The following is a 12,275-nucleotide window of genomic DNA, read 5'->3' as shown; positions in this document are numbered from 1 at the left end:
GGCTCTGGCTCTGGCTCTGGCTCTGGCTCTGGCTCTGGCTCTGGCTCTGGCTCTGCAGATGATAGTTCTTGAGCGAGCAAGTCAAGCTCTTCTTCTTGCTCAATAACTTCGACCTCTTCGCCAAGCAAAGCACTGAAGTAATCATCAAGTGCTTGTTCACTGGAAAGTACGTCGTTATTGCTCATCGAACGCTAACCTCTCCAAGTAAATCAACAGTTGCTTGTAAGCAAACACGCCACGACTGCCAGAAGCAAAATGCGATGCAGGCAAATGCTTCAAGCTCGCATCGCGGAATTTGGTGTCAATCGGTACTGCCGAAGTCCACACCTGATCCGGGTAGTCTTTCTTAAGCTGAGTCAGTGTCTGCAACGAGGCTTTCGTGCGCTTATCGTACATAGTCGGAACGATAGTCACTTTGAAGCCACCCGGACGAGACTTTTGCATGATAGTCAGGGTGCGAATCATGCGCTCCAGACCTTTCATTGCAAGAAATTCGGTTTGAACCGGAATCAAAATGCGGTCACTGGCTGCTAATGCGTTAACCATCATCACACCTAGAATCGGCGGACAATCAATCAAGACATAATCGTAGTCTTGAGCGACAGCTTGTAATGCGCGCTTCAAGATCAAACCCATTCCACTGCGGTTGCCCATTACGCGATCTAGCGTAGCAAGCGACATGTGCGCGGGAATGATGTCCATCCCTTCAAGCTCGGTTTCTAAGATCAACGGTTTCACCGTCTCACGTGAAAACGTCTTGAGTTGGAAAAGATCGAACAAGCTTGATGTTACTGCATCCGGATCATAACCAAGATAAGTCGTCAGCGACGCGTGCGGATCGGTATCCACCATCAAAACACGATGACCTTTTTGGCTAAGTAGACCGGCCAATGTCACGGTTGATGTGGTTTTCCCTACCCCACCTTTTTGGTTAGCTACACTCCAAACGATCATGATCTTTCCTACGCTAAGCCCACTTCCACCAGCATGCGCTCAGCAATGCGATCGAGTGGTAAGTCTTCAGTAGAGATGCCTGCTTTCGCAACCGCTTGTGGCATGCCATAAACCACACAGCTTTCTTCATCTTGCGCCCAAATGGTAGAGCCTGCTGATTTCAGCATGCGTGCACCTTCACGACCATCAGCACCCATGCCGGTCAGTACCATCGACAGAACTTTGTCGCCGTAGACTTTTGCTGCCGAGCCGAAGGTCACGTCAACACATGGTTTATAGTTCATGCGGTCGCCGCCATCGATAATACGAAGACGAGCAGCACCTGCACGACCGTCAACCATCATCTGTTTGCCGCCTGGGGCAAGATAGGCCACACCCGCTTGCAACACATCACCATCTTGCGCTTCTTTCACTTGGATTTTGCATAGCGTATTTAGACGACTTGCAAACGCCGCAGTGAATGTCGCAGGCATGTGTTGGATAAGCACGATTGGATGTGGATAGTTAACTGGTAAACGAGTCAGAATTTTTTGTAGCGCAACAGGACCGCCAGTCGACGTACCAATTGCTGTTAGCTGATACTTCTTACCTGATGCACGGAATTTCGCTGCCATCGGACGACTTGGCGCAGATGCAGTCGGCGTAGCAGTGCGAGAAGCCAAAGGACGCGCTGTTGAACTGGTCGCAGCAGCCGCTGGTCGCGCAATTGGACGACGCATAAACGCGCGCTTAGACGCAATTTGAATCACTCGCTGTTGAAGCAGTGATACCGCTTCATCACGGTTGCGAGCGATGTCTTCGAACTTTTTCGGTAAGAAATCCAGCGCACCAGCGTCTAGTGCGTCAAGCGTTGCTTTCGCCCCATCGTGAGTCAGGGACGAAAACATCAGGATTGGCGTAGGAGACGCAGCCATGATTTCACGAACGGCAGTGATACCGTCCATGACTGGCATTTCAATATCCATTGTGATGACGTCAGGTTTGAGAGTTTTGGCTTTCTCAACCGCTTCTCTGCCGTTAACCGCAACGTCAATCACTTCTAGGCGCGATTCTGAGTTGATGATTTCGCTTACGCGACGACGGAAAAAACTCGAATCATCAACGACTAGTACTTTAATCGCCATCTTATTCCTTTTATCGACTCCAGCTTCGCTTAGATGCGCGAAGCTGCAGCGTATTGCTTAAGTAGGTCTGGCACATCAAGAATCAATGCGATGTGGCCATCACTGGTGATCGTCGCACCTGCCATTCCTGGCGTGCCTTGCAATAGGTTGTCTAGCGGCTTGATCACCACTTCTTCTTGGCCGATCAATGTATCCACAACAAAACCAACACGTTGGCTGCCGATCTGTACAATAACGACATGGCCGTGGCCTGTACGCTCTTGTACGCGTGGAGACTTAGAAGCCAACCAATTTTGTAGGTAGAACAGTGGAATAGACTTATCACGTACGATGATCGTCAACTGACCATCCACCACGTTAGTACGGCTTAGATCTAAGTGGAAAATCTCGTTCACCGACGCCAATGGCAGAGCGAACGGATGACCGCCAACGCCGACCATCAGTGTTGGAAGAATTGCCAGTGTCAGTGGAACCTTGATGGTGATCTTGGTGCCCTTGCCCAGCTCTGAATCGATATCGATAGAGCCGTTTAGGGTGTTGATCGCGGTTTTAACCACGTCCATACCTACACCACGACCAGAGATATCAGAAATCTTCTCTTTACTTGAGAAGCCTGGTGCAAAGATCAGGTTGAAACATTCTTTGTCTGATAGACGCGCTGCCGCATCTTCGTCCATCATGCCGCGTTTTACCGCGATGCCACGAAGTTTGTTCGGGTCCATACCGCCGCCATCGTCAACGATAGCCAGTTCGATATGATCACCTTCTTGTGATGCAGACAGGATCACTTTACCAGTACGAGATTTACCTGCTTTCGCGCGGTCGTCTGGCATTTCGATACCGTGGTCAACCGAGTTGCGCACCAAGTGGATCAATGGATCCGCTAGCGCCTCTACTAGGTTTTTATCTAGGTCGGTCTCTTCACCGCGCATTTCAAGCACGATGTCTTTATTTAGGTTACGCGCCAAGTCGCGAACAACGCGTGGGAAACGGCCAAATACTTTCTTGATTGGCTGCATGCGCGTTTTCATCACTGCACCTTGAAGGTCTGCAGTCACGACGTCTAGGTTTGCTACCGCTTTCGACATTTCTTCGTCGTTGCTGTTCAAACCAAGGCTTAGTAGACGGTTACGCACCAATACAAGCTCACCAACCATGTTCATGATGGTGTCTAGCGTCGAAGTATCAACACGTACCGTTGCTTCCGCTTGTGGCTTCTTAACCGCAGGTGCTTTTGCTTCTTCTTTCACAGCAAGCGGTTTTACTTCTGGCTTAGGAGCCGGAGCAGGTGCTGGAGAAGGTGCAGCCCCTACTGGAGCTGGCTGAGGTGCCGGTTTTGGCGCTTCAGGTACCACATTTTCTGATGCTGGTTTGGTCGCAAAGTCTAATTCTTCGATAGATGGACCTTTACCCGCACCATGCAATTCGTCGAGCAGCTTTTCAAACTCTTCGTCAGTCATCAGATCGCCGTCAGTGGATGCTGACATTGCTGGAGCAGCTGGCTCTGGCGCTTTAGGCGGCTCTACTGGAGCAACATCTGATGCTGATGGGCTCTTACCCACACCGTGCAGCTCATCCAATAGACGTTCAAATTCATCATCAGTGATGTCGCCGCTGTCCGCTGCAGGCGCACTTGCTTGAACAGGCGCAGCTGGAGCTACTGGCGCTGGTGCAGACGCACCCGGAGCAGAACCTTTACCGTGCAGCTCGTCCAATAGCTTTTCAAATTCGTCTTGAGTGATTTCGTCAACAGAGCCAACACTTGAAGATGCAGGAGCAGACTCAACTGGCGCAGCTGGTTGCTCGATGACAGGCTCAGGAATAACAGGTTCTGGCGTTACGACTGGCGCTTCAACTGCAGCGACCACTTCATCTTCAGACTCTGGTTTGCATAGGCGGTGAAGCTCTTCTAGCAACGCAGGATCTGCCGCGTCTAGAGGTTCACGATCTTGTACCGATTGGAATTGATGGTTAACCGTATCAAGCGCTTTCAGCATGGTGTCCATCAGGCTTGGCGTCACTGAACGTTGACCGTTTCGCAACACGTCGAACACGTTCTCTGCACCGTGACAGGTATCTACCAGCTCCGCTAATGATAGGAAACCAGCACCGCCTTTCACTGTGTGGAAGCCGCGGAAAATCGCGTTTAGGAGATCTTTGTCTTCTGGATTGTTTTCCAGTTCAACAAGCTGCTCAGAAAGCAGCTCTAGGATTTCTCCAGCCTCAATGAGAAAGTCCTGAAGAATATCTTCGTCTAAATCGTAGCTCATACGTTACCTTTAAAATCCAAGACTGGACAACAAGTCGTCGACTTCGTCCTGCGACGAGACCGCATCTTCCCTTTGCTCAGGATTAAGAATTGGGCCTTCTGCTTCGCTTGATTGTTTTATCTTTTTATCTGACGGTTCTGGCAAAACTTGAGTCTGTTCTTCTGGTTTATTGCCAGAAAAGACGGTCAAGATCTCAACCAGGCGATCTTCCACTTCATTGACAAGCGTGATCACGCGACGAATGATTTGACCCGTTAAGTCTTGGAAGTCTTGTGCCATAAGAATTTCGGTCAGCTGACCGCGCAATTCAGTGCTATCACCTTCGACCTGAACCAACAGCTCATCAATACGATGGCAAAGCGCTTTAAAATCGCTTAATTCAATGCGTCCGTGCATGAGTTCGTTCCACTGAGGGCGAACTTGTTGAAGGCACTCATGCAGGTTATCGGCGATAGGCAAACAGCACTCTACCGCGTCCATCGTTTTATTTGCTGCTAACTCAGTTTTATCAATCACGTATTGCAGACGGTCTCTTGCATCAGGGATTTCCGCCCTGGCAATTTCTGTCATGCGTTGATCAATATTGAAGTGCTTAAGTGAATCATGAAGGTCGCGGGTTAATGTTCCGATTTCTTTTAACATCGGATTCCCATCGCTTTCATATATCGAGGCAACAAGCGCATTGGCTTGATCTTGTTCCCCGCTTTCTAGCATCTGAACGAGCGACTTCGCCTGCTCTAGTGAGATCATCCTGAATAGACCCTTTTTTACGTTTAGTTCTTCCTTTTCGCTTTTTTAGCGTCAAACGAGCCACCCTTTAGTATTAAGTATTAGGAGTGATGACTCGGTTAACAAAGAGAAAGAAAGAGTTATAAACGTTCGAAGATTTTATCTAGTTTTTCTTTTAGCGTTGCAGCCGTAAATGGCTTAACGATGTAACCGTTAACGCCTGCTTGAGCTGCTTCGATGATCTGCTCACGCTTTGCTTCCGCTGTGATCATTAGAACAGGTAGGTGCTTCAGTTCTGCATCGGCACGGATGTGTTTCAGCAAGTCGATGCCCTGCATACCTGGCATGTTCCAGTCAGTTACAACAAAGTCGAAGTCACCTTTTTTCAGCATAGGTAATGCGGTTAAACCATCGTCCGCTTCCTGAGTGTTATTGAAACCCAAGTCACGAAGCAGGTTTTTAACAATACGGCGCATTGTTGAGAAATCATCAACAATAAGGATCTTCATGTTTTTATTCAAAATTGCCTCCACTGAATCGTAAAATCAGTGTGTTTAGTCATTTTGTGTCCACGCACTGAGCTTGGTGCGTAAACGTTGCATCGCTTGACTCAGTATTTGGCTTACGCGAGATTCGCTTACACCCAACACGTCGCCAATCTCTTTCAAATTGAGTTCTTCGTCATAATAAAGCGAAAGTACTAGCGCTTCACGCTCTGGAAGTTGTTTTATTGATTCAACCAGTGCTTTTTTGAACGATTCATCAGCAACGCCCTTAAATGGGTTGCTGTCATCAGTTTCATCAGCCGGTGAAATCACATCATCAGAGACGCCTAAATCTTCAATTCCCACCAGTTTTGAACAGTTTATGTCGGTAAGTGCACTATGATATTGGTCTAGTGTCATACCAAGATGCGCTGCTACTTCTGAGTCCGATGGGTCACGATTTAGTACACCTTCCAGCTCTGCGATCGCTTGGTTAATTTCGCGATTGTTCTTATGAACAGAACGAGGCACCCAGTCGCCTTTGCGAATGTCATCTAACATTGCACCGCGAATTCGGATACCTGCATAAGTTTCAAAGCTCGCACCTTTAGAACCATCATAATTCTGCTGAGCTTCGATAAGGCCGATCATGCCGGCCTGAATTAAATCTTCTACCTGAACACTCGGCGGTAAACGGCCTAACAGGTGATGAGCAATACGCTTAACCAACACCGAGTAACGTTCAATGAACGCCTGCTGGCTGTTAAATTTGCCATGTTGGTCATAGGTAATCGCTTTATTCACCAAAAGGGTCCTCTGTGAATTCAGTACGATTTAACAGTCTTTCGACAAAAAACTCTAGGTGTCCACTTGGTGTTTTTGGCAGTGGCCACGTCAGAGCTTTGTTCGCTAATGAGCTGATCGCTAAAGCCGCAGGAGAACGAGGGAATGCATCCACAACAATCTTCTGTCTTTTCACGGCTTGACGTACTTTGTCATCCAATGGAATACATGCTACGAGTTCAAGGCTGACATTCAAGAAGCGCTCTGTGACTAGTGTCAACTTTGCGAATAATTCTCTGCCTTCACGGTAGCTTCTGACCATATTTGCAACAACTTTGAAGCGCTGAACCTGGTGTTCTTTACTCAACAGCTTGATTAATGCGTAGGCATCTGTGATAGAAGTCGGCTCATCGCAGACAACAACCACAACATCTTGAGCTGCACGTGAAAAGCTAATCACCATGTCAGAAATGCCCGCTGCTGTATCAATCAGCAGGACGTCCATTTCTTCTTCAAGGCTACCAAATGCACGGATGAGTCCAGCATGTTGAGCGTGAGACAGCTCGGTCATGCTTTGTGTGCCAGAAGTTGCAGGGACTATCTTTATACCATAAGGGCCTTCAACAATCGCATCTTTTAGCTCACATTCACCCGCAAGGACATGCCCTAGGTTACGTTTTGAACGGATTCCGAGCATAACGTCCACATTGGCTAGACCTAGGTCAGCATCGAGAACCATCACCTTTTTGCCTTGGCGAGCCATACAGATCGCCAGACCCAGTGTTACGTTTGATTTACCCACGCCACCTTTGCCGCCAGTAACAGCAATTACTTTAGTCAATGATGGTTGTGTTAAGCGACGGAGGCCGCTTGCTTGATCGTGTATCATATTCTCAGTCATAGTAGTCCGCCGCCCTAGAGTCCTTCGCTGTCACTGTTCCAAAAGTGAGGTTCGTTCTCTGTCGACTTCTCTAACAGTTCATTTGCTTTCGCAATCATGTATTTTGGTTGTGCTATCACAATGTCTTCTGGCACGCGCTGACCATTGGCAATGTAGGCCACTGGCATCGCGTTCTGAATCACCACGCTGATGAATTCACCTAAACTCAACGATTCATCAAGCTTAGTCAAAATACAGCCCGACAACGGAATGCGTCGGAAATGATCCAGTGTTTCTTGTAGAACACGACGTTGTGCGGTAGCTGGCAAAACAAGGTAGCTGTGAATCACTTCTCCGCTCTCTTGCATTAGGGTATCAAGCTGCTCAGAGAGTCTTACATCTCGTTGCCCCATCCCTGCCGTATCGACCAAAATCAGTCTTCTGTTTCGTAGCTGATATATAACATCGGCTAACTCGTTAGAATCTTTAGCAACTCTTACGGGACAACCCATAATTCTTCCGTAAATTGAGAGCTGCTCATGTGCACCTATGCGATATGTGTCGGTTGTCACAAGGGCCACATTGTCGGCACCAAACTCCATCGCCGCACGCGCTGCAAGTTTTGCAACCGTGGTCGTTTTACCAACACCCGTTGGGCCCAGCAGTGCAACCACACCGCCACGCTTGAGGATGTCTTGTTTTGGAATGCTGATTTGATCCGCCACGAGAGAAAGCAGTGCCTTCCAAGCTCGCGCCGGTTTGGTATCTTCTGGAATGTAGCAAGCCATCTGGTCTGCAAGCTCAGGTGATACACCCATGCGTTCCAAACGCTTAATCAACATCGCACGCAATGGCTCACGACGCTCTACCTCTTGCCACATTAAGCCTGACACTTGATGCTCCAACAGACGACGAATCGACGTCATCTCTTCGCGCATGTTCTCCAGCTCACTTTCTGAATCTTCTCGCTCATCCGATGGACGACGACGGTCATAGCGCGTTGGATCCAACTTAGGCGTTGGGCGGTCGAATCGGTTATCTTGCGCAATCAGCTTCGCCAATGGCGAGTCTGGTTGATAGGGCGCTGGCTTCTCTTGGTTATAGCTTTCACGGTGCTTATTTTGGCGCTGCAGCAATGCCGACAAAGAGTCTTCGTTCTCTGCCACATGGTCATCGGATTCTGCTGCCCCGCCGCTGTATTGCTTGAGCATGTTGGCGAAACGTTGCGTCATCGAGCCTGATTTTTCGCTGTTTGCGTTTAGGCTAATTCTGTCTTCATCCAAACGGCGATCTTGATAACGCTCTGCTGCGGATGACGGCAATTGACGTTGTTCGCTATAACGATTTGGTTGAGCTGCGCCACGATTAGGAAGAGAGTGTGCTTGCGAAGTTGGTGCTGCATTCGACTCACCATCGATTGCCGCTACGATCTCTACACCGCCTGCCACTTTCTTATTCGACATGATCACTGCTTCTGCACCAAGCTCTTCTTTCACTTGGAGCAGCGCCGTTCTCATGTCTTTGGCAAAAAATCGTTTAATTTTCAAACTATAAATCCATTAATGATGCGCGGGTTAGTTGCCCACGGCTTGCACAATTCTGATCTGCTTTTCGTCCGGTATTTCTTGGTAAGACAGTACTCGGAGGTTAGGTATTGTGTTCTTAACGAACTTCGCTAATGTCGAACGCAATACGCCAGATGTCAGCAGAACCGCAGGCTCGCCTTTCAGTTCTTGCTCTTGTGTCGCTTGGCTCAGGGAGGACTGAAGTCGCTCAGCCAATCCCGGTTCAATACCGGCAGATTCGCCGCCTGAAGCCTGCATTGTTTGATGCAATATTTGTTCCAGTTCAGGAATCAGAGTTATCACTGGTAGTTCAGGCTCTATACCATTGATTTCCTGAACAATTAGGCGTTTCAAACTGATGCGTACTGCGGCAGTTAAAATGTCAGGTTCTTGACTCTTACTCGAGTACTCCGCCAAGGTTTGTACGATGGTTCGAATATCACGAATTGGAATCGCTTCATTGAGCAGGTTCTGCAGCACTTTCACCACCACACCAAGCTGAAGTTGGTCAGGAACAAAGTTCTCAACCAGCTTAGGCGCACTGCGACCGAGCATTTCCAATAAGTTCTGTACTTCTTCATGACCAATCAATTGTGACGCGTTGTTGGTCAATAGTTGGCTCAAATGGGTGGCAAGCACAGTCGATGAGTCCACCACGGTGTAACCTAATGCTTGAGCATGTTCACGTTGCTCTTCACGAATCCAAACTGCTTCTAAACCGAATGCAGGGTCCATCGTCGGCTCGCCTTCAATCATGCCGTAAACCTGACCGGGGTTAATCGCCAGCTCTTGATCTGGGCGGATTTCTGCCTCACCCACGGCTACCCCCATCAAGGTAATGCGATAGCTGTTTGGTGTCAGTTCTAGGTTGTCACGGATATGCACCGCAGGAATCAAAAAACCGAAGTCTTGAGAGAGTTTTTTACGCACCCCCTTCACGCGCTCAAGCAGCTCACCACCTTGGTCACGATCCACCAATGGGATCAGGCGATAGCCTACTTCTAGACCGATGATATCGACGGGTTGCACGTCATCCCACGACAACTCACGTTGAGAAATCGGTTCACTGCCATCTTCTGCTTTAGCGGGTAAGGCGGGTTCTTTGGCTTTTTGTTTTTGCTTCTTGCCGAGCCAGTAAGCTGCACCACCAGCCACAGCAGCTAATGACAAGAACGAGAAATGAGGCATGCCCGGTACGATACCCATCACACCAAGGATAGCTGCAGTGATCATGAGGGCTTTCGGGTTGTCGAACATCTGGAAAATCAGCTGTTCGCCCATGTCTTCATCAGTATTTTGACGCGTTACCATCATCGCAGCCGCGATAGACAATAACAGCGATGGAATTTGTGCCACCAAGCCGTCACCGATAGTCAGCAAGGTGTAGATTTGCATTGCTTCAGAGAAGCCCAAACCGTATTGCGCCATACCAATCGATAGACCGCCAATGATGTTGATGAACAGGATTAAAATACCCGCAATCGCATCACCTTTTACGAATTTAGACGCACCGTCCATTGAGCCGTAAAAGTCCGCTTCTTTGGTCACTTCAAAACGGCGTAAACGCGCTTGGTCTTGGTCAATCAAACCAGCGTTCAAGTCCGCATCGATCGCCATCTGCTTACCCGGCAAGGCATCCAAGGTAAAGCGAGCACTTACCTCAGAAATACGACCCGCACCTTTGGTCACAACCATGAAGTTAATGATCATCAAGATAAGGAAGACCACCAGACCGACGGCGTAGTTACCACCGATAACAACGTTACCGAAGGCTTCGATTACGTTACCAGCCGCATTGCCCCCTTCATGACCATACAGAAGTACGACACGGGTTGACGCTACGTTCAGCGCCAAACGTAATAACGTCGCGATAAGCAGAACGGTTGGGAACGCCGCAAAGTCGAGTGGACGACGTGTGTAAACGGTCACTAACAACACCACCATGGCTAAGGCGATGTTAAAGGTGAAGAATAAATCCAGCAGGAATGCAGGTATAGGTAGCACCACCATTGCAAGGGTGGCCAATACCATAACAGGCGCACCAATGGCGGGCATGGAACGCTGTGGAATTCTTGGTAATTTATCTGCAAATGGCAGGCTTAACTTCATACTGCGAGGTGTCTCAATCGGTCTGGAGCATCACGTAAAAGAAGCATGTGAGTACACACATGTAACTAGTATTACGCGACGGCTTTCGCCTAAAAGTTTAGGTATTGTTGTTGATTAGCACGATATAAGCAATGTGTGTACCATGATTAACGCCAAAATAATGACTGGTTGCTCAAAGAAATCACAATCCTTTGATCTAATGTGAATTTTTGTCTAATCACACCATGCAATTATTTTCATTAGTGACGATGTTCTGGTGGGATTGGTAAGTCGTAATCCTGAATTTTTGGTCGTTGCCCACCACGCTTACGGTACTGTTTAAGTTGGAACACAAACGCCAGCACTTGTGCCACGGCAGTAAATAAACCGTCTGGAATTTCCTGCTCTAACTCTGTGGTGTGGTAAAGCGCACGTGCCAATGGCGGAGCTGGCACAATGGTAATGTCGTGTTCACGTGCCACTTCTCGGATCTTCATCGCCATATGGTCGGTACCTTTGGCGATCACCACTGGAGCACGATCGGTTTTCTGCTTATAACGCAACGCAACAGAAAAATGCTCCGGGTTGGTAATAATAACGTCGGCCTGCGGCACATCGGCCATCATTCGACGTTGAGCCGCTTCTCGCTGCAACATACGAATACGACCTTTCACCTCCGGCTTACCTTCGGTCTCTTTGTATTCGTCTTTGATCTCTTGTTTGGTCATTTTAAGCTGATCAGCATGTTGCCAAATCTGGAACGGAATATCGATCGCCACGACGATAAGCAAGGAGCAACTGATCAGCAGAATGAAGTTGAGCAAAATATCCAAAGCGTGGAAGATATTTTGCGGGTACACATCCATGCTTAGCTGAATCAAATCCGCTTGCGACGCTTGGATCAGATAGATCGCCATCCCCGTCACCAATGCGACTTTCAGAATTGATTTAATCAGCTCGACCCAACTCTGCATCCCTACCATGCGCTTTAAACCACTAAGCGGGTTCATCTTGGAAAGCTTTGGCATCGCCGCTTCGGCAGAAAAACTAATACCACCAACGCCCGCGGCACCAATCATGGCGGCAACAAACAAAGTGATAAGAATAAGGAACAGTGGGAACAGCAGATCTGTCATCGCTCCAAAGGCAATATCGAATAGCTTCGCGGTATCGAAGATTTCATCACGAGTAAGGTCAAACAAGCGACTCATAATTGAAAACAACGAGCGCGCCAAAGACTCACCAAACCACATCAAGGCGATAGCGCCCACGATCAGCACGGATGCCGATGCGAGCTCTTTAGACCGAGCAACCTGCCCCTTCTCTCTGGCTTGTTGTAACCGTCGGGGCGTGGCTTCTTCGGTGCGTTCCTGACCGTCTGACTCTGCCAATCCAGC

10 protein-coding genes and 1 pseudogene are annotated in these 12,275 nt (G+C 48.6%); all 11 read right to left on the bottom strand.

Going from position 1 to position 12,275, the window contains the following annotated elements:
* Nucleotides 1-185, bottom strand: a pseudogene (locus GXP65_RS22625) (chemotaxis protein CheW); the annotation flags it as partial.
* Nucleotides 175-954, bottom strand: a complete 780-nt coding sequence (locus GXP65_RS22620; protein WP_162093781.1) for a ParA family protein — start codon at nucleotides 952-954, stop codon at nucleotides 175-177. The pseudogene GXP65_RS22625 and the gene GXP65_RS22620, both read right to left, overlap by 11 nt.
* A gap of 8 nt (nucleotides 955-962) precedes the next feature.
* Nucleotides 963-2,078: a chemotaxis response regulator protein-glutamate methylesterase gene (locus GXP65_RS22615; protein ID WP_050912825.1), complete on the bottom strand. Its 1,116-nt coding sequence runs from the start codon at nucleotides 2,076-2,078 to the stop codon at nucleotides 963-965.
* A gap of 29 nt (nucleotides 2,079-2,107) precedes the next feature.
* Complete coding sequence (locus GXP65_RS22610; protein WP_162093780.1) at nucleotides 2,108-4,348, bottom strand: chemotaxis protein CheA; 2,241 nt, start codon at nucleotides 4,346-4,348, stop codon at nucleotides 2,108-2,110.
* 9 nt (nucleotides 4,349-4,357) lie between these two features.
* Nucleotides 4,358-5,098 carry a protein phosphatase CheZ gene (locus GXP65_RS22605; protein WP_005433162.1) on the bottom strand — a complete coding sequence of 247 codons (741 nt, stop codon included), beginning with the start codon at nucleotides 5,096-5,098 and terminating at the stop codon, nucleotides 4,358-4,360.
* Nucleotides 5,099-5,217: 119 nt separating this feature from the next.
* Nucleotides 5,218-5,586 (bottom strand): chemotaxis response regulator CheY, encoded by a 369-nt coding sequence (cheY, locus tag GXP65_RS22600; protein WP_017635949.1) that lies wholly within the window; start codon nucleotides 5,584-5,586, stop codon nucleotides 5,218-5,220.
* A gap of 45 nt (nucleotides 5,587-5,631) precedes the next feature.
* Nucleotides 5,632-6,366: an RNA polymerase sigma factor FliA gene (locus GXP65_RS22595; protein ID WP_005433165.1), complete on the bottom strand. Its 735-nt coding sequence runs from the start codon at nucleotides 6,364-6,366 to the stop codon at nucleotides 5,632-5,634.
* Entirely contained in the window at nucleotides 6,359-7,246 is an 888-nt protein-coding gene (locus tag GXP65_RS22590) for a MinD/ParA family protein (RefSeq protein WP_005433167.1), read from the bottom strand. Before GXP65_RS22590 ends, GXP65_RS22595 begins: the two co-directional genes overlap by 8 nt.
* Nucleotides 7,247-7,260: 14 nt before the next feature.
* Nucleotides 7,261-8,772 carry a flagellar biosynthesis protein FlhF gene (gene flhF / locus GXP65_RS22585; RefSeq protein WP_005531106.1) on the bottom strand — a complete coding sequence of 504 codons (1,512 nt, stop codon included), beginning with the start codon at nucleotides 8,770-8,772 and terminating at the stop codon, nucleotides 7,261-7,263.
* Between the two features lie 27 nt (nucleotides 8,773-8,799).
* A complete protein-coding gene (gene flhA, locus GXP65_RS22580; RefSeq protein ID WP_162093779.1) occupies nucleotides 8,800-10,899 on the bottom strand; it encodes a flagellar biosynthesis protein FlhA in 2,100 nt (699 codons plus the stop codon).
* A gap of 239 nt (nucleotides 10,900-11,138) precedes the next feature.
* Nucleotides 11,139-12,269 (bottom strand): flagellar biosynthesis protein FlhB, encoded by a 1,131-nt coding sequence (gene flhB / locus GXP65_RS22575; RefSeq protein WP_005433060.1) that lies wholly within the window; start codon nucleotides 12,267-12,269, stop codon nucleotides 11,139-11,141.
* Nucleotides 12,270-12,275 lie beyond the last annotated feature (6 nt).

Origin of the sequence: Vibrio sp. LB10LO1 (assembly GCF_010092875.1) — a bacterium.
Taxonomy (GTDB): domain Bacteria; phylum Pseudomonadota; class Gammaproteobacteria; order Enterobacterales; family Vibrionaceae; genus Vibrio; species Vibrio campbellii.
Note: the sequence above shows the minus strand (reverse complement) of the source record. Positions and strands in the feature narration are given on the sequence as shown.